Here is a 16,786-nt window from a genome sequence, read left to right on the forward strand (position 1 = left end):
CGGACCGTCGGCGGCGGGGCGTACCGTGGGTGGTCCGCACAAGACGTAGTAATTGGAAGGCGGCCACGTGGACGCGGGACTCAAGCGAGAGCTGGAAGACAAGGTCCGCTCCGGCGAGCGGCTGTCCCGCGAGGACGGCATCGCGCTCTACGAGAGCGACGACCTGGCCTGGCTCGGCGGCCTGGCCCACGAGGTGCGGACGCGGAAGAACGGCGACGTCGTCCACTTCAACGTCAACCGCCACCTCAACATGACGAACGTGTGCACCGCGTCCTGCGCGTACTGCTCGTTCCAGCGCAAGCCGGGCGAGAAGGACGCGTACACGATGCGCATCGAGGAAGCCGTCCGCCTCGCCAAGGCGATGGAGAACGACAACCTCACCGAGCTGCACATCGTCAACGGCCTGCACCCCAACCTGCCGTGGCGCTACTACCCGCGCTCGCTCTCCGAGCTCAAGAAGGCCCTGCCGAACGTCTCGCTGAAGGCCTTCACCGCCACCGAGATCCACCACTTCGAGACCATCTCCGGGATGTCGGCCTCCGACATCCTCGACGAGCTGATCGAGGCGGGCCTCGAATCCCTCACCGGCGGCGGCGCCGAGATCTTCGACTGGGAAGTGCGCCGGCACATCGTCGACCACCGCACCCACTGGGAGGACTGGTCGCGCATCCACCGCCTCGCGCACTCCAAGGGTCTGAAGACCCCGTGCACGATGCTGTACGGGCACATCGAGGAGCCGCGCCACCGCGTGGACCACGTGCTCCGGCTGCGTGAGCTGCAGGACGAGACCGGCGGCTTCCAGGTCTTCATCCCGCTGCGCTACCAGCACGACTTCGTCGACATGCAGGACGGCAAGGTCCGCAACAAGCTCCAGGCCCGCACCACCATGGCCACCGGAGCCGAGGCGCTCAAGACCTTCGCGGTCTCCCGCCTCCTCTTCGACAACGTGCCGCACGTCAAGGTCTTCTGGGTCATGCACGGCGTGCAGACCGCCCAGCTCGCGCTGCAGCACGGCGCGGACGACATGGACGGCTCCGTCGTCGAGTACAAGATCACGCACGACGCGGACAACTACGGGACGCCCAACAAGCTCTCCCGCGAGGACCTGCTCGACCTGATCCGCGACGCCGGCTTCCAGCCCGTCGAGCGCAACACGCGCTACGAGATCATCCGCGAGTACCCGGGCCCGGACGCCGACCGCCGCGAGTCGCCGCAGCCGATGCGGGTCTGACGCCCCGTGTCCCTGCGCTTCGAACTGGACCCCTCCATAGGTCCGGAGCTCCGTGACGGCCTGCTCGCGCTCTGGGCCGATGTGTCCGACGCGGGCGGGGCCGTCGGCTTCGTACCGCCCGTCACGCACGAGGACATCCGGCCCGAGCTGGTCAAGCACTTCATCGCGATGGCGGAGGGGCGGATGCGCCTCCTCGTCGGTTACGACGCGGAGGGCCGGGTCGCCGCCACGGCGTTCCTGGCGTTCAACACCCACCGCCTCATGCGGCACTGGATCTGGGCGTACACCGTGATGGTGCACCCCCGCCACCAGGGCAAGGGGTACGGGCGTGACCTGATGGCCGCCGTCGAGCAGGCCGCACGCGGCTTCGGCGGGATCGAACTGATCCGGCTCACCTGCCGCGGCGGCACCGGCATCGACCGGTTCTACGCGTCCTGCGGATACAAGGAAGCCGGCCGCGTCCCCGGCGCGATCCGCGTCGCACCCGGCGACGACCGCGACGACATCACCATGTACCTGCCGCTGTATTGAGCCCGAACCGCCCATGGTTCACTGGTCGGGCAGTAACCCGTAGAAGGAAAAGAGGCCAGCCGTGGCACCCAAGATCAATGCCACTCTCCGCTACAGCCTGATGCGCATCGGCGTCTTCGCCGGCAGCTTCCTCGTCCTGTGGGCCCTGGTCTACTTCGGCGTGCTGCCCCGCGGCCTCGGCGACTCCAACTACCTGTGGGTCCTGCTGCTCGCCATCGTCATCTCCGCCCCGCTCAGCTTCGTACTCCTCCGCAAGCAGCGCGACGAGATGTCCGAGCAGATCGTCACGCGCGTCGACCGCGCCAAGACCCGCCTGGCCGACAACCGCAGCATGGAAGACGGCATCTGAGGCGGAACGCCACGCCGTATCCGACGTAAAGAGTCTGTAAGACGCGTCACACTCGACGACCCCCGGGCCCATGGTTCCGGGGGTTTCGCCGTCCCGGACCCCGCGAACCCAAAGCAGCCCTTTGAGTTCCTCAAAGTTCAAGTGTTAACGTACTGAGCATGAAGACAGCAGCTGCGCCCCGCGACCCGAAGAGCGTTCCGCTCGTCGCGCGCCTGCATGTCGATCTCTGCCGCTGCATGTCCGCGGCCTGTTGCCGCGCTTGAGCTAGCGACACAATGCAGCGGCGCCGCTTCTTGTCACTTGGCTGACGCCGCTCCACTTTGAAGTCCGTACGTCCCCATGCCCCCGCGCACCTCAACTGGAGTGCCCCCGTGTCCTCGACTGTCAAGGACTCCCCGCAGAAGTCCTCCGGCTTCCGCATACCCGTGCCCTTCTGGGCGCAGATCCTCATCGGCCTCGTGGTCGGTATCGGCCTCGGCGCCATCGCCCGCAACGGCGATGTCACCTGGCTCGTCACCACGCTCGACAAGATCGGCTCGATCTTCGTCCAGCTTCTGAAGCTGGCCGTCGCGCCGCTCGTCTTCTTCGCGATCCTCGTGTCGATCACCAACCTCCGCAAGGTGAACAACGCGGCCCGCCTGGCCTCGCGCACCCTGCTCTGGTTCATGATCACCTCGCTGATCGCGGTGACCATCGGCCTCGTCATCGGCCTGGTCACCAACCCCGGCGCCGGCACCGGCCTCACCCCGAAGGACGGCGCCAAGCCGGAGCACACCGGCTCCTGGATCGACTTCCTGACCGGCATCGTGCCGACCGACATCATCACGCCGTTCACCGAGCTGAACGTGCTCCAGATCGTCTTCATGGCCGCCGTCGCCGGTATCGCCATCCTGAAGATCGGCGAGAAGGCCAAGCCGGTACTCGACCTCAGCGAGTCCATCCTCGCGCTGCTGCAGAAGGCCCTGTGGTGGGTCATCCTGCTCTCCCCGATCGGCACCATCGGCCTCATCGGCACCGCCATCGCCACGTACGGCTGGGACCTGATCAGCAAGTACGCGACGTTCACCGCCGACATCTACATCGGCTGCGCCCTGGTCCTCTTCGGCGTCTACCCGCTGCTGCTCGCGACGGTCGCCAAGGTCAACCCGCTGCAGTTCTTCAAGGGCGCCTGGCCCGCGATCCAGCTGGCCTTCGTCTCCCGCTCCTCGGTCGGCACCATGCCGCTCACCCAGAAGGTCACCGAGCGCCTCGGCGTCCCGAAGGACTACACCTCCTTCGCCGTCCCGTTCGGCGCCACGACCAAGATGGACGGCTGCGCCGCGATCTACCCGTCGATCGCCGCGATCTTCGTCGCGCACATCTTCGACGTGCAGCTCGGCATCAAGGAGTACCTGCTGATCGTCTTCGTCTCGGTCATCGGCTCCGCGGCCACCGCGGGTCTGACCGGCGCGACGGTCATGCTCACCCTGACCCTCTCCACCCTGGGCCTGCCCATGGAGGGCGTGGGTCTGCTCCTGGCGATCGACCCGATCCTGGACATGATGCGCACCGCCACGAACGTGGCCGGCCAGTCCGTGGTCCCGGTCATCGTCGCGGCCCGCGAGGGAATCCTCGACAAGGAGGCCTACGGCAAGGCCACGGCCTCCCCGGTCGACGAGCCCCAGCTGGCCCCCGCGGCGGCCTGATCCCCGCACTGCCCGGTGCCCGTACCCCCGTTGCCGGGGGTGCGGGCACTTCGGTGTCCGGGGGCCGGTCGGTGAGGCCCTCGCCGTTGCGGGTCAGTCGGTGATGCCCACGTCCTCGAAGAACCGGTAGCTCTCCGGGTCGTCCGGCAGGAACCAGTGGAAGCCCTCCAGGAGGAACACCGCGACCAGGTTCACCACGATCACCAGGCCCATGAAGCCGAGCACGGCGAGGCCCGCCGTGCGGTACAGCGGTGTGGCGGGGAGACGGGTGGCCGCGGTCTGGTGGGCGAAGGCGAGGACGATGCCGATGGCGACCACCGAGGCCATGAAGAGGATCCACGCCCATACGTACATGTGCAGGCCGAGCACCGGACTTCCGTAGCCCTCGTCGCCGGGCAGGATGTGCAGCATCGTCTGCCGCCAGGACGTGAAGCCGCCCGCCATGACGGCCACGAGGGCCAGGCCCCAGCCCGTCATGTAGTCGCGGCCTGTGAGGGTCCCGGTCATGCCGCGGCGGACGATCCAGGCCGCGCCGAGCGCCGCGAGCAGCATGAACATGCGCTGCACCATGCAGAGCGGGCACGGGTAGTCCCAGCTGAGGAACTGCACGCCGAGCCCGCCGCAGACGACGCCGGTCCAGCCGGCGGCGAAGAGGCAGGCGAACCAGAACTGCACCTTGCCGAGGACGTGCGGGGTGTCCGCGTCCGCGGTCGCCGTGGTGGGAGTCATCAGTAGCTCAGCCCCAGCCCGAGGCTGCTCGTGATGTGGTGCGACAGGAGGGCGAGGGTGGCGCCCAGAACCACCCACCAGATCGCGAGTACGGTCCTGCGCGGGCGGTCCTGGAACAGGACCACCAGGGCGGCGAGGAGGCCGCCGAAGATGAGGGTGTCCATGGGTGCGGACGGTAGGGGCGCGGCGCCCCCGGGCGGCCGAGGTGCCGCCCGGCATCCGGGAACGGTCACCCGCGCGGCGGGCAGCGGCGTCCCGGGGCGGCCCCGTTGCCCGCATGCGTAGGCTGACCCCAGGCGCAGTGGGCAATGGGGGAAGGCGGGCGGGGTGCAGGGCACGGACGTGGGGAAGAAGGCGGGCGGACGGCGGGGCAAGAGGATGCCCAGGGCCGAGCGGGAGCGGCAGATGATGGAGGCCGCCGTCGCCACGTTCGGGCGCCGTGGCTACCGTGCCGCCTCGATGGACGAGATCGCCGAGCTGGCCGGGGTGTCCAAGCCGCTCGTCTATCTCTATCTGAACTCGAAGGAAGACCTTTTTACGGCGTGTATCCGGCGCGAGGCCGCGGCGCTCGTCGAGGCGGTGCGCGGCGGGATCACCCCGGGCGAGCCCGCCGACCAGCAGCTGTGGGCGGGGCTGCTCGCGTTCTTCACGCACACCGCCGAGTGCCCCGACGGCTGGGCGGTGCTGCACAGCCAGGCCCGTACGCACGGGGAGCCGTTCGCGCGCGAGGTGGAGGTCATGCGTGAGGAGATCGTCGCGTTCGTGACGCTCCTCATCGCCGAGGCGGCCCGCGAGGCGCACAGCGATCCGACGCTTCCCGAGGGCGAGGTGGCGCCGCTCGCCGAGGCCTTGGTGGGCGCCGCCGAGGCGCTCGCGGTGTGGGCGAACGCGACGCCGGGGGTGTCGGCGAAGGACGCCGCGACCACGCTGATGAACTTCGCGTGGTCGGGCCTGGCGAACCTCATGCACGGAAAGCCCTGGGCTCCGCCGAAGTAGGGCTCAGGCGAGGCGTCCCGACACCTTGCCCGTCAGATGCAGCCGGCCGTCCGCGCCCCGCAGTTCGAAGGCCCGGCCCGCCGGTTCGCTGCCGTACGTGACCGTGCCGGGCAGCAGCACGGGTGCCTTGAAGTCGACGCGGAGGTCCACGGGACCGTCGAGCGGCTGCTCGGCGAGACAGCGCGCCGCCGTCCACATGCCGTGCGCGATCTGCCGGGGGAACCCGAAGGCCCGCGCGGTGAGCGGGTGCAGGTGGATCGGGTTGCGGTCGCCGGAGACGGCCCCGTAGCGCCGGCCGAGGGCGGCGTCCAGCTGCCATGTCGCCTGTACGGGCAGGGGGTCGGTCTCCGCGCGGGCGGCGGCCTTGGCCGGGGCGGAGCCGTCGGGCGTACGGTGCCGCGCCAGGTAGGTGGACCGGGACATCCACACCGTCTCGCCCCGCCCGGCGCACCGCGCCCGTGTGACCACGGTCGCCTCGGTGCCACGCCGGTGCGGCGTCAGCTTCTCGGTGTGGACGAGGAGTTCGAGCCGGTCCGCCACCCGCAGCGGCGCCGCCTCCTGCCGTATCTCGATGGACGTGTGGACGAGACCGAGCAGCGGCAGCGGGAAGTCGCGCGCCGCCATCAGCTTCATCGCCAGCGGAAATCCGAGGACGTGGGGGTACGTGACCGGCAGCCGCCCGTCCGCCGTGAACCCGCACAGCTCCGCGTACGCCGCGAGCCGCCGGGGATCCACCGCCGCGTCGTCGAGCGCGATCGAGTGCTCGGGCAGCGGTGCGTCGGCGCGGGGCCGCTTCAGCGGGGAGCGCAGGGCGCCGGCGATGAGTACGGGCGCGAGGTGAGGGCTGCGCGCCAGGCGCACGACGGTCATCTGTGAAAGCTCCTGACCAGGACAGGGACGGGCGACGGCGCAAAGTTACTGGAGGGTCAGGAGGTCGTCGAGGTCTGGGGCGGAGCTGATCCGGACCCGGGGGTCCGGCCGGGGCTTCCCGGCCCCACCCGGCCCAGGTCCGTCATGCGCCGGAACGGCCCGGATGCCCGAGTCGTCCACCCCGCCTATCGTGGCCCAAGGGGCACCCCCATCGAAGGGCTGCCGGATGCACATACGCGCCATCGCCTCACTCGCCGCCCTGGCTGTCTTCGGGACCGGCGCCGCGGCGGCCGGAACCGTGGGACGGGACGGCTCCGACGGCGAGGACCGGCAGCCGGATCTGCAGAGCTTCTACAGTCAGCGGATCAAGTGGGGCAAGTGCCCGGACCTCGCGCACGCGCCGAAGGGCCTGGAGTGCGGCAAGGTCAAGGTGCCGCTGGACTACGCGGACCCGGGCAAGGAGACCCTCAAGCTTGCGGTGGCCCGCTTCCGTACCTCCGCGAAGAAGCCGCGCGGTTCGGTCGTCCTGAACTTCGGCGGCCCCGGCGGCCCCGGGGTGCCCGGCCTGGCGGCCGGCGAGAAGACCTTCGGCGAGCTGACCAACGCGTACGACGTGGTGAGCTTCGACCCGCGCGGCGTGGGCCTCAGCTCTCCGGTGACCTGCGGGGACGGCTCGGACATGCCGCAGCTGGAGCCCGGCCAGGACGAGGACGACACCGCGCTCGCGCTGGACATGCTCAAGGCCCAGTACGAGGTCTGCCGCAAGCACTCGGGACCGGTGCTCGCGCACATGGGGACCGTCAATGTCTCGCGCGATCTCGATGTCCTCCGCGCGGCACTCGGCGACAAGAACCTCAACTACCTCGGCTTCTCGTACGGGACACGGCTCGGTGCCGTCTACGCCGCGCAGTTCCCGGAGAGGACCGGCCGGATGGTCCTCGACGGCGTGGACACGCTCACCGAACCGCTGACCGACCAGGCGCTGGTCGGCGCGGAGGGCCAGCAGACGGCTCTCGACAACTTCGTCACCTGGTGCGCGCGGAACACCGGCTGCGCGCTCGGTCCCAACTCGCGCGAGGCCAAGGAGAACGTCGTCAAGCTGGTGCAGCAGCTCAACCGCTTCCCGGCGGAGACGCCCTTCGGGATGTTCACCGGCGACGACCTGGTGGCCTCGCTCGGCCGCGCGCTCTACAACCGCGACATGTGGCCCTACCTCTCGCAGGGCCTGCTCTCCCTGATCCTCGACGGCGACCCGCGGTCCCTGATGCGGATCACGGGCGCCCTGGTGCTGCCCGAGCCGGGCGAGGTGCCCCCGTTCGCCCTCCGGGACAAGACCTCGTACGGCCGCGACACCTCGTACGGCCGCGACCTCGGCCCGTACGAGGAGAACGTCCCCTTCGACAACTTCAACGCCTCCCTCGTCGCCGTGAACTGCGCCGACGACCCGGACCGGCTGACGGCCGCGGACCTTGAGGACACGGAGCGGATCGAGCAGCTGGAGAAGGAGTTCGAGAAGGCCTCCCCGGTCTTCGGGCCGACCCGGCTCTACGAGGTGATGCTCTGCGCCGGACGCCCCAAGGGCACGGACTTCGTCCGGAACATCAGGAACGTCGACACCCCGGACCTGCTCCTGGTCGGCACGCGGGGCGACCCGGCCACCCCGTACCAGTGGACGACGGAGACCGCACGCCGCCTCGGTGACGCGGCGGTCGTGCTCGACAACAAGGGCGAGGGGCACACGGGATATGCCTCGTCGAAGTGCGTCCGCGGAAAGGTGAATGACTTCCTGCTGCACGGCGACCTGCCGAGCAGAGGTTCGTCGTGCGGCCCGGACGAGAGCTGATGCGGGAAATTCCCGGAATTCCGGCCGGGAAAAGGCAGGAGCCCCACATCCCCGCAAAGCGGGGAGGGGGCTCCTTGGGTGGTGCAATCCGTGCCCGGCCGTCATTCGGCCGGGCGGATCAAGCGAGTGTCAACCAGATTAGATCGGGGTGACGTTCTCGGCCTGCGGGCCCTTCGGGCCCTGCGTGACGTCGAAGTTCACGGCCTGGTTCTCCTCGAGGGAGCGGAAGCCGGACGCGTTGATCGCGGAGTAGTGGACGAAGACATCCGGGCCGCCGCCTTCCTGGGCGATGAAGCCAAAGCCCTTTTCAGCGTTGAACCACTTGACGGTTCCGGTAGCCATAAAGCCCTCCTATGGGCTCAAAGGGTCGCCCTGCTCCCAGAACCTGCGACGAGTGTCACCACTACTGCGAAAGTCTGAAAACGACGAGAGCCCGCGGTCACATGCTCCGCAGGCTCTGTACTGCAAGGGAAACCAAACTGCAACTTGCGTCGAGCCTAGCACGCAGTCTCGGGCGAGCGATAGAGGGCAAGATCACGTCACTCGTACGTTTGACGGCGTCGACACGCGCGTTGACCAACAGTGATGTTTCCGTACAAAACGGACGGTCTCCGCGATCCGGCCCGCCCCCGGCGTCCCGGCGCCACCGAGCCGGGTCTAGCCTCGCGATGTGGACAATTCTCCCAGCCGGCCGCGGGTCGGCCACATCCAGTTCCTGAACTGTCTGCCCCTGTACTGGGGACTCGCCAGGACCGGCACCCTGCTCGACCTGGAGCTGACCAAGGACACCCCGGAGAAGCTCAGCGAGCAGCTGGTCCGCGGTGACCTGGACATCGGTCCCATCACCCTCGTCGAGTTCCTCAAGAACGCCGACCGGCTGGTCGCCCTGCCCGACATCGCCGTGGGCTGCGACGGTCCGGTGATGTCCTGCGTGATCGTCTCGCAACTGCCGCTCGACCGTCTCGACGGGGCGCGCGTGGCACTCGGATCCACCTCGCGCACCTCCGTACGCCTGGCGCAGCTGCTGCTCGCCGAGCACATCGGCGTACGGCCCGACTACTACACGTGCCCGCCCGACCTCGGCCTGATGATGCAGGAGGCCGAGGCGGCCGTCCTGATCGGGGACGCCGCGCTGCGCGCGAACCTGCACGACGCGCCCCGGCTCGGCCTGCAGGTGCACGACCTCGGCGCGATGTGGAAGCAGTGGACGGGACTGCCCTTCGTCTTCGCCGTCTGGGCGGCCCGGCGCGACTACCTGGAGCGCGAGCCCCAGGTCGTACGGCAGGTCCACGAGGCGTTCCTGGCGTCGCGCGATGTCTCGCTCGAAGAGGTCGCGAAGGTCGCGGAGCAGGCCGCGCGCTGGGAGTCCTTCGACGCCGCCGTCCTGGAGCGGTACTTCACGACGCTCGACTTCCGCTTCGGCGCGGATCAGCTGGCGGGTGTCACCGAGTTCGCCCGCCGCGTCGGCCCGACGACGGGCTTCGCGGCGGATGTGCAGGTGGACCTGCTCGGCGCGTAGGCGGCGGGCCGGCCGGGATCAGCCCGCCGTGGGGCCCGGGACGTACCGGCTGATCTGTTCCAGCGGGCCGTCGAACAGGGCGGCTCCGTACTTGTAGCCGTCGTGTCCGGCGTTCGCGATCATGTGCAGACCGAGGGCGACCGGGCCCTTGTCGTAGCGCGCGATGAAGTCCTTGATACGGGGCAGGTCCCGGGTCTCCTTGTCGCCCATCAGCATCGTGATGCGCACCTTCACCGGGCCGCCCCGCCGGATCAGGTCCGCGGCGAGTTGCTCGGGGTTGTCGGCCTGCTTCTCCTTCTCGTGGCCGTTCCACAGGGGTGAGTCCGGGAACGTGTCCGGGCCGCCCGCGATGGCGAAGCCGAACCTGTCCGGGTGCTGCAGCGCCGTCTTGATGCCGATGTAGCCGCCGGAGGACGAGCCGAAGAAGCCCCAGGCGGACGGGGACGCGAACGTCCGGAAGTTCTCCTTGACCAGCTCCGGGACGTCCTCGGACATCCACGTCCCCATCTTCGGCTGACCCGGGATGTCCGCCCCGTCGTAGTAGTTGTCCCGGTTGGGGTTCTGGACCGGCATCACGATGATGTACGGCTTGCTCCGCCCCTGCGCCACTGCCTGGGCGACCTTCTCCTGGAGCGCGAAGTCCGTGCCCCACCAGTAGTTGTTGGGGAAGCCGTACGAGCCGGGCAGGGCGATCAGGACCGGGAAGGCGCTGTGCGCGTACTTCGGGTCCTTGTACTCCTTGGGCGCCCACACCCAGACCTTGCCCGTGAAGCCCGACTTCGCGCCGTGCAGGGTCGTGACCCCGATCGTGGTGCCGTCGGCGAGGGTGCGCTGGGTCTCCCACTCGCGCGGGTTCGTGGGCAGCCGCACGCCGTCCGTGCCCTGGTGTGCCCTGGCCTGCTGTGTCGCCTGCCCCGTCTGCTCCGGGCCGCCGAAGCTCGTCCGCTCGCGCTGTCCGTCCGGCCGCAGTACGGCGACGAGGGCGGCGGCGATGGCGACGGTGGTGATCACCACCGTGACGTACGGGCGCTTCAGGCGCTTCAGGCGCTTCAGGCGGCTCATGAGGTTCTCCGGCGGGTGGGTTCGGGGGTGGGTTCAGGGGTGGTTTGTGGGGTGGCCGGGCGCTGAGGCCCGAGGCTTTTTCCGGACAGAAAGAGCGAAACGGGGCAGATGGGGTTGCGTGGGGCGGATGGTGATCCGGGACACTGCGGCGGCCCCGGCCGGGCCTACGCTGCTGGGTGCGGGGTACAGCGCGAGTAGGACGGCGAGACCGGGGGAGGCCGACAGCATGCAGCCGCTCGAAGCGGGTGAACCCACCACCATCGGCCCGTACCGGCTGCTCGGACGGCTCGGCGCCGGCGGCATGGGGCGGGTCTATCTGGGGCGCAGCGCCGGCGGGCGGACCGTCGCGGTCAAGGTCGTGCATCCGCACTTCGCGCTCGACCAGGAGTTCCGCGAGCGCTTCCGGCGCGAGGTCGAGGCCGCCCGCCGGGTCGGCGGCGCCTGGACCGCGCCGGTGCTCGACGCGGACGCCGAGGCCTCCGTGCCCTGGGTCGCGACCGGCTATGTGGCCGGGCCCGCCCTGTCCGACGCGGTCGGCGAGCGCGGCACGCTGCGGTCGCTGCCCGATCACTCGGTACGGGTCCTCGGCGCGGGACTCGGCGAGGCCCTCGCGGCCGTGCACGGGCTCGGCCTGGTCCACCGCGACGTCAAACCGTCGAACGTCCTGCTCGCCCTCGACGGCCCGCGGCTCATCGACTTCGGGATCGCCCGCGCCACGGACGGCACCGCCTCGCTCACCTCGACCGGCGTCTCGATCGGCTCGCCCGGCTATATGGCGCCCGAGCAGATCCTCGGCCAGGGCGTCAGCGGCGCCTCGGATGTCTTCTCGCTCGGTGCGGTCCTCGCGTACGCGGCCACCGGCTCGGCGCCCTTCACCGGTGACTCATCGGCGGCGCTGCTCTACCAGGTCGTGCACACCGAGCCCGAAGTCGCGCTGCCCGGCGGCGACTTGCGTGAGGTGATCCTCGACTGTCTCGCCAAGGACCCCGCCGACCGTCCCGCGCCCCAGGAGGCCGCCCGGCGCCTGGCGCCAGGCGGCGCGGCCTCTCTGGTCGCGGCCGGGTGGCTGCCGGGTGCGCTGGTCGAGCAGGTCAGCCGAAACGCCGTACGCCTGCTGGACCTTGAGCCGGACGCCGAGGCACCGCTGTCCGGACCGGTCGCGTTCAGCAAGCCCTCGGTCGGGGGTGGGCCGGCCGGCGAGGTGGCCGGGGCTTTCGGGCCGCCGGATCCTTCGTACGGGGACGGGGGCGCCCCGCCGTCGGGCGAACCGTCCGCCGCGGGTGCCGTGTCCGCCTCCGTCGTCTCGCCCGCCGAGCCTCCGACCGCGGGCGCCGGGCCCTCCGACGCCACGCCCGGACGGGTCGCCGTCTCCGTCACCGCGGCGAGCACACAGGGCGAGAACGGGCGCGGCCGCAGGGTCAGTTGCACGCTCGCGCTCGCCGTCGCCAGTGCCGTCGCGGCGGTCAGCCTGGGCACCGTCTTCGTCTTCAACCTGCTCCCGGACAACAACGACAAGGGGGCGCAGGGCGCCGACCAGGGCGGCAAGAAGCCCTCCGCCTCGTCCGCCCCGGCCACCACGGCACCGTCCACCACAGCCCCGTCCACCGAAGCCCCGACCGCCGAGCCGACGGGTGCGGCCGAGATCCCCGAGCGCTACCTCGGCACCTGGCAGGGCAAGGCCCAGGCCCTCGGCAACCTGCCCGCGGGCACCGTCGAGGTGACGGTGAAGGAGGCGAAGCCGGGCGAGGAACTGGGCAGCGCGAGCATGACCGACGAACTCGGCCTGAGCACCTGCACCGACATCCTGATCCTGAAGTCCGTCACCGAGAAGGAGCTGATCGCGACGGGCAAGGCCAAGGACAGGACGGACGCGCGCTGCACGAAGAACGACCACACCGTGCGTCTGACCCCGGTCGGCGACGATCTCCAGTACTCCTCGGAGAACCCCGACGGCGGCGACCCGAAGGCGCGCCTCTCGAAGACCGGCTGACCAGGCGGACGGGCCCGGTCCCCCGGACAGGTCCCGATCCCCCTGGCGTAGGCTGGATCGGTCCGTCCTCCCCGTCCGAAAGGGACACCCGGTGACCGAGAAGGCCGCACTCCAGTCGATTCTCGACCGCGCCGCCGAGGGTGGGCGGATCACCCCCGAAGAGGCCCTCGACCTCTACCGGCACGCCCCGCTGCACGCGCTCGGCGCGGCAGCGGACGCCGCGCGCCGCCGCCGCTACGCCGGTACGGAGCACATCGCGACGTACATCATCGAGCGGAACATCAACTACACGAACGTCTGCGTGACGGCCTGCAAGTTCTGCGCCTTCTACGCCCCGCCCAAGGACACCGACAAGGGCTGGACCCGCGACCTCGACGACATCCTGCGCCGCTGCGCGGAGACCGTCGAGCTCGGCGGTACGCAGATCATGTTCCAGGGCGGCCACCACCCCGACTTCGGCGTCGAGTACTACGAGGAGCACTTCTCGGCGATCAAGAAGGCGTACCCGCAGCTCGTCATCCACTCCCTCGGCGCCTCCGAGGTCGAGCACATGGCGCGTATCTCGGGTGTGAGTGCCGAGGAGGCCATCCGCCGGATCCACGCGGCCGGTCTCGACTCCTTCGCGGGCGCCGGCGCGGAGCTGCTCCCCGCGCGTCCCCGCCAGGCCATCGCCCCGCTCAAGGAGTCGGGCGAGCGCTGGCTGGAGATCATGGAGATCGCGCACAACCTGGGTGTGGAGTCGACCTCCACGATGCTCATGGGCACGGGCGAGACGAACGCCGAGCGCATCGAGCACCTGCGGATGATCCGTGACGTCCAGGACCGCACGGGCGGCTTCCGCGCCTTCATCCCGTACACGTACCAGCCGCAGAACAACAAGCTGAAGGGCCGGACGCAGGCCACGCTCTTCGAGTACCTGCGGATGATCGCCATCGCCCGCCTCTTCCTCGACAACGTGGCGCACATCCAGGGCTCCTGGCTCACCACCGGCAAGGAGGTCGGCCAGCTCACGCTGCACTACGGGGCGGACGACCTCGGCTCGGTGATGCTGGAGGAGAACGTGGTCTCGTCGGCCGGTGCCAAGCACCGCTCGAACCTCCAGGAGATCATCGAGATGATCCGCACCGCGGACCGTGTCCCGGCGCAGCGCTCCACGACGTACGAGCACCTCGCGGTGCATGACGACCCGGCGAACGACCCGGTCGACGCGCGCGTCGCCTCGCACATCTCGTCCACGGCGATCGAGGGCGGTACGGCGCACCCCGAGCTGAAGCTCCTCCCGGCCAACTGAGCGCGCCTTGCCGACCCTTCACGTCACGTCCGACGGCGCCGTCCTCGTCGAGGGCGACACCGTCGCGGCGCTCGGCACGCCCGGCGAACTGACCGCCGCGCATCCGTCCGCACGGGTGCGGCAGTGGCCCGGCATCCTCACGCCCGGCCTGCTCAACCCGTACGGGCCCGAGATCCTCGAGTCCACGTACCACCCGGATCCGCGCGAGGCGGAGGAGTTCGGCACGGTACCGATCGGGGGCGCGCGGGCCCGCGAGATCTTCCGGGCCGAGCCGTCGCGCCTGGGCCCGTCCGCCCGCCGCGGCGTCCAGCGCCTTCTGGCGCACGGCACGGTGGCGATCGCCGGTGAACTCGCCTCCCGTCCGGCGCTCGACGCGGTACGGGGCGTGGGCCTGGTCTTCGCTGCCCGCCCGCAGCAGCTCCCCGGCCCGGTGTCACTGTCACCCCGGCCGCTGGTCCTGCTCCCCCCGCTCGTGGTGGGAGGGCCCGCCCGGTTCGCGGTGTTCGACGTGCCGTCCCGCGAGGAACTGGTCCGCCTTGGGGCGGGCACGTGTGTGGCTACGGTGATCGGCGGCCGACTGGTCTATCGGGCTCACTGACGCCGGTTTTCTTCCCCCACCCCGCCCCTTCCCGAAACTGGGGGCTTCGCCCCCAGACCCCCTTTCGCGCTGAACGCGCTCGTCCTCAATCGCCGGACGGGCTGAATTTTCAGCCCGTCCGGCGATTGAGGACATCCGAACGAAGTTCGGATCCGGGGTCCGGGGCGCAGCCCCGGTTTCGGGAAGGGGCGGGGTGGGGGAAAAGCCCGCCGCAGGCGCCACCCGCCCGCGCCCAAGAACGCCACCCTGCGACAATGGGCAAGTGACCCGCGCATCCCTGGAAAAGCAGCCGCACGAAGTCGCCGAAATGTTCGACGACGTCGCCGAGAAGTACGACCTCACCAACGACGTGCTCTCGCTGGGGCAGGACCGGCGATGGCGCAAGGAGGTCGCCAAGGCGGTCGACGCGCGCCCCGCGCAGAAGATCCTCGACCTCGCCGCCGGCACGGCCACGTCGAGTCAGCCCTTCGCACAGGCCGGTGCGTACGTGGTGCCGTGCGACTTCTCGCTCGGCATGCTCCGCGTCGGCAAGCGCAACCACCCGCACATGCCGTTCACCGCGGGCGACGCGACGAAGCTGCCGTTCAAGGACGACACCTTCGACGCCGTCACCATCTCCTTCGGCCTGCGCAACGTGCAGGAGACCGACCGGGCGCTGCGCGAGCTGTACCGCGTGACCAAGCCCGGCGGCCGCGTCGTCATCTGCGAGTTCAGCCACCCCACTTGGGCCCCGTTCCGCACCGTCTACACCGAGTACCTGATGCGCGCGCTGCCGCCCGTGGCCCGCGCGGTCTCCTCCAACCCCGACGCGTACGTCTATCTCGCCGAGTCCATCCGCGACTGGCCGGACCAGCCCGCCCTCGCGGCGAAGCTGCAGAAGGCCGGCTGGGACAAGGTCGCGTGGCGCAATCTGTCGGGCGGCATCGTCACGCTGCACCGGGGCTTCAAGGCCGGCTGAGCCGATGCCGTACGACCTCGCGGCGCCGAAGGCCGAGCACTACCTGTCCGTACTCGAGGAGATCGCCGCCGGTGTCGAACCGGGCGGCGGCCGCTCCGCCGACTACATCCCGGCGCTCGCCTGCGTCGCACCGGACCGCTTCGGGATGGCCGTGGCCGATCTCGACGGCGGGGTGTGCGGCGTGGGGGAGTGGCGCACGCCGTTCTCCACGCAGTCGATCACCAAGGTGTTCGCGCTCGCCCTCGTCCTCGCGCACGAAGGCGCCGAGGTCTGGGAGCACGTGGGGCGCGAGCCGTCCGGCAACCCGTTCAACTCCCTGGTGCAGCTGGAGTACGAGCACGGCGTCCCGCGCAATCCGTTCATCAACGCGGGCGCCCTCGTCGTCACCGACCGCCTGCAGACCCTGACCGGGGACGCGAGCGCCGACCTGCTGGCGTTCCTGCGGGCCGAGAGCGGGAACGAGGAGCTCGGCTTCGACCTGGAGGTCGCCGCCTCCGAGGCCGCGCACGGCGACCGCAACGCCGCGCTCGCGCACTTCATCGCCTCGTACGGCCATATCCGCCAGCCCGTGCCGCCGCTCCTCGACCACTACTTCCGGCAGTGCTCGATCGAGATGAACTGCGCCGATCTCGCCCTGGCCACCGGCTTCCTGGCCCGCCACGGGGTCCGCGCCGACGGTTCGCGGCTGCTCAGCCGCAGCGAGGCCAAGCAGGTCAACGCGGTGATGATGACCTGCGGGACGTACGACGCGGCGGGCGACTTCGCGTACCGCGTCGGGCTGCCCGGCAAGAGCGGTGTGGGCGGCGGGATCGTCGCGGTGGTGCCGGGGCGGTGCACGGTGTGCGTGTGGAGCCCCGGGCTCGACGCGCGCGGGAACTCGGTCGCGGGCGTCGCCGCGCTCGACCGCTTCACGACGCTCACGGGGCTGTCCGTCTTCTGAGAACGGCGGGGTGGGTTCCGGGTGTTCTGTTGCGATCCGGGATCCCTTACGGCAAGAGGGAGTTGACGGGAACCGGCGCAGGGGCAAGCTGTGTCCGTCAACAGTGCGGAATTCCGCTCCCGCACCGCCCGTACCTTCCGTCCCCGCTGCTCAGGAGCCCGGCCTTGTCCTCGTACTGCCCAGATTGCGGCACC

The 16,786-nt window shown here is 70.3% G+C and carries 17 protein-coding genes; 12 read left to right on the forward strand and 5 right to left on the reverse strand.

What is annotated here, in order from left to right; translation table 11 throughout:
• The first annotated feature begins 67 nt into the window (after nucleotides 1–67).
• The 4 genes from mqnE to ACIBI4_RS07675 all read left to right on the forward strand — a co-directional run bounded on the left by mqnE (nucleotide 68) and on the right by ACIBI4_RS07675 (nucleotide 3,796).
• Nucleotides 68–1,231 carry an aminofutalosine synthase MqnE gene (gene mqnE / locus ACIBI4_RS07660; protein WP_399202733.1) on the forward strand — a complete coding sequence of 388 codons (1,164 nt, stop codon included), beginning with the start codon at nucleotides 68–70 and terminating at the stop codon, nucleotides 1,229–1,231.
• A gap of 6 nt (nucleotides 1,232–1,237) precedes the next feature.
• Nucleotides 1,238–1,762: a GNAT family N-acetyltransferase gene (locus ACIBI4_RS07665; protein ID WP_399202734.1), complete on the forward strand. Its 525-nt coding sequence runs from the start codon at nucleotides 1,238–1,240 to the stop codon at nucleotides 1,760–1,762.
• A 61-nt stretch (nucleotides 1,763–1,823) separates the two neighbouring features.
• Nucleotides 1,824–2,111, forward strand: a complete 288-nt coding sequence (locus ACIBI4_RS07670; protein ID WP_399202735.1) for a DUF4229 domain-containing protein — start codon at nucleotides 1,824–1,826, stop codon at nucleotides 2,109–2,111.
• Nucleotides 2,112–2,482: 371 nt separating this feature from the next.
• A complete protein-coding gene (locus tag ACIBI4_RS07675) occupies nucleotides 2,483–3,796 on the forward strand; it encodes a dicarboxylate/amino acid:cation symporter (protein ID WP_399202736.1) in 1,314 nt (437 codons plus the stop codon).
• Between the two features lie 93 nt (nucleotides 3,797–3,889).
• On the opposite strand, the gene ACIBI4_RS07680 is transcribed toward ACIBI4_RS07675, so the two are convergent.
• Both ACIBI4_RS07680 and ACIBI4_RS07685 read right to left on the reverse strand, forming a co-directional pair.
• A complete protein-coding gene (locus ACIBI4_RS07680; protein WP_399202737.1) occupies nucleotides 3,890–4,525 on the reverse strand; it encodes a disulfide bond formation protein B in 636 nt (211 codons plus the stop codon).
• The gene (locus tag ACIBI4_RS07685; RefSeq protein WP_399202738.1) at nucleotides 4,525–4,689 is read right to left on the reverse strand and encodes a DUF5993 family protein; all 165 of its coding nucleotides are present in this window, start codon (nucleotides 4,687–4,689) and stop codon (nucleotides 4,525–4,527) included. Before ACIBI4_RS07685 ends, ACIBI4_RS07680 begins: the two co-directional genes overlap by 1 nt.
• Nucleotides 4,690–4,903: 214 nt before the next feature.
• On the opposite strand from ACIBI4_RS07685, the gene ACIBI4_RS07690 reads away from it, so the two are divergent.
• Nucleotides 4,904–5,521 carry a TetR/AcrR family transcriptional regulator gene (locus tag ACIBI4_RS07690; protein WP_399203222.1) on the forward strand — a complete coding sequence of 206 codons (618 nt, stop codon included), beginning with the start codon at nucleotides 4,904–4,906 and terminating at the stop codon, nucleotides 5,519–5,521.
• A gap of 3 nt (nucleotides 5,522–5,524) precedes the next feature.
• Here the strand turns inward: ACIBI4_RS07690 and ACIBI4_RS07695 are convergent, their stop codons facing one another.
• Nucleotides 5,525–6,391: a MaoC/PaaZ C-terminal domain-containing protein gene (locus tag ACIBI4_RS07695; protein WP_399202739.1), complete on the reverse strand. Its 867-nt coding sequence runs from the start codon at nucleotides 6,389–6,391 to the stop codon at nucleotides 5,525–5,527.
• 226 nt (nucleotides 6,392–6,617) lie between these two features.
• Here ACIBI4_RS07695 and ACIBI4_RS07700 point away from each other — a divergent pair, with 226 nt between their 5' ends.
• Nucleotides 6,618–8,234, forward strand: coding sequence for an alpha/beta hydrolase (locus tag ACIBI4_RS07700; RefSeq protein WP_399202740.1), 1,617 nt, complete (start codon nucleotides 6,618–6,620; stop codon nucleotides 8,232–8,234).
• A 138-nt stretch (nucleotides 8,235–8,372) separates the two neighbouring features.
• On the opposite strand, the gene ACIBI4_RS07705 is transcribed toward ACIBI4_RS07700, so the two are convergent.
• The gene (locus ACIBI4_RS07705; RefSeq protein ID WP_052580872.1) at nucleotides 8,373–8,576 is read right to left on the reverse strand and encodes a cold-shock protein; all 204 of its coding nucleotides are present in this window, start codon (nucleotides 8,574–8,576) and stop codon (nucleotides 8,373–8,375) included.
• A 328-nt stretch (nucleotides 8,577–8,904) separates the two neighbouring features.
• On the opposite strand from ACIBI4_RS07705, the gene ACIBI4_RS07710 reads away from it, so the two are divergent.
• Nucleotides 8,905–9,753: a menaquinone biosynthetic enzyme MqnA/MqnD family protein gene (locus ACIBI4_RS07710; RefSeq protein WP_399202741.1), complete on the forward strand. Its 849-nt coding sequence runs from the start codon at nucleotides 8,905–8,907 to the stop codon at nucleotides 9,751–9,753.
• 18 nt (nucleotides 9,754–9,771) lie between these two features.
• On the opposite strand, the gene ACIBI4_RS07715 is transcribed toward ACIBI4_RS07710, so the two are convergent.
• Complete coding sequence (locus ACIBI4_RS07715; protein WP_399202742.1) at nucleotides 9,772–10,815, reverse strand: alpha/beta hydrolase; 1,044 nt, start codon at nucleotides 10,813–10,815, stop codon at nucleotides 9,772–9,774.
• A gap of 226 nt (nucleotides 10,816–11,041) precedes the next feature.
• Here ACIBI4_RS07715 and ACIBI4_RS07720 point away from each other — a divergent pair, with 226 nt between their 5' ends.
• From ACIBI4_RS07720 to ACIBI4_RS07740, 5 genes are all read left to right on the forward strand, one after another.
• Complete coding sequence (locus tag ACIBI4_RS07720; RefSeq protein WP_399202743.1) at nucleotides 11,042–12,805, forward strand: protein kinase; 1,764 nt, start codon at nucleotides 11,042–11,044, stop codon at nucleotides 12,803–12,805.
• 91 nt (nucleotides 12,806–12,896) lie between these two features.
• Nucleotides 12,897–14,096, forward strand: coding sequence for a cyclic dehypoxanthinyl futalosine synthase (mqnC, locus tag ACIBI4_RS07725; protein WP_399202744.1), 1,200 nt, complete (start codon nucleotides 12,897–12,899; stop codon nucleotides 14,094–14,096).
• Between the two features lie 7 nt (nucleotides 14,097–14,103).
• Nucleotides 14,104–14,694 carry an imidazolonepropionase-like domain-containing protein gene (locus ACIBI4_RS07730; protein ID WP_399202745.1) on the forward strand — a complete coding sequence of 197 codons (591 nt, stop codon included), beginning with the start codon at nucleotides 14,104–14,106 and terminating at the stop codon, nucleotides 14,692–14,694.
• Between the two features lie 262 nt (nucleotides 14,695–14,956).
• A complete protein-coding gene (locus tag ACIBI4_RS07735; RefSeq protein ID WP_399202746.1) occupies nucleotides 14,957–15,652 on the forward strand; it encodes a demethylmenaquinone methyltransferase in 696 nt (231 codons plus the stop codon).
• Between the two features lie 4 nt (nucleotides 15,653–15,656).
• Nucleotides 15,657–16,592: a glutaminase gene (locus tag ACIBI4_RS07740; RefSeq protein WP_399202747.1), complete on the forward strand. Its 936-nt coding sequence runs from the start codon at nucleotides 15,657–15,659 to the stop codon at nucleotides 16,590–16,592.
• Nucleotides 16,593–16,786 lie beyond the last annotated feature (194 nt).

The organism is Streptomyces sp. NPDC050418 (genome assembly GCF_044458745.1).
GTDB lineage: Bacteria > Actinomycetota > Actinomycetes > Streptomycetales > Streptomycetaceae > Streptomyces.

Coding starts and splice junctions, on each gene's coding strand:
- ACIBI4_RS07690 (WP_399203222.1), top strand. CDS start 4,904: ATGCCCAGGGCCGAGCGGGAGCGGCAGATGATGGAGGCCGCCGTCGCC.
- ACIBI4_RS07700 (WP_399202740.1), top strand. CDS start 6,618: ATGCACATACGCGCCATCGCCTCACTCGCCGCCCTGGCTGTCTTCGGG.
- ACIBI4_RS07740 (WP_399202747.1), top strand. CDS start 15,657: ATGCCGTACGACCTCGCGGCGCCGAAGGCCGAGCACTACCTGTCCGTA.
- ACIBI4_RS07695 (WP_399202739.1), bottom strand. CDS start 6,391: ATGACCGTCGTGCGCCTGGCGCGCAGCCCTCACCTCGCGCCCGTACTC.
- ACIBI4_RS07715 (WP_399202742.1), bottom strand. CDS start 10,815: ATGAGCCGCCTGAAGCGCCTGAAGCGCCTGAAGCGCCCGTACGTCACG.
- ACIBI4_RS07720 (WP_399202743.1), top strand. CDS start 11,042: ATGCAGCCGCTCGAAGCGGGTGAACCCACCACCATCGGCCCGTACCGG.
- ACIBI4_RS07705 (WP_052580872.1), bottom strand. CDS start 8,576: ATGGCTACCGGAACCGTCAAGTGGTTCAACGCTGAAAAGGGCTTTGGC.
- ACIBI4_RS07685 (WP_399202738.1), bottom strand. CDS start 4,689: ATGGACACCCTCATCTTCGGCGGCCTCCTCGCCGCCCTGGTGGTCCTG.
- ACIBI4_RS07680 (WP_399202737.1), bottom strand. CDS start 4,525: ATGACTCCCACCACGGCGACCGCGGACGCGGACACCCCGCACGTCCTC.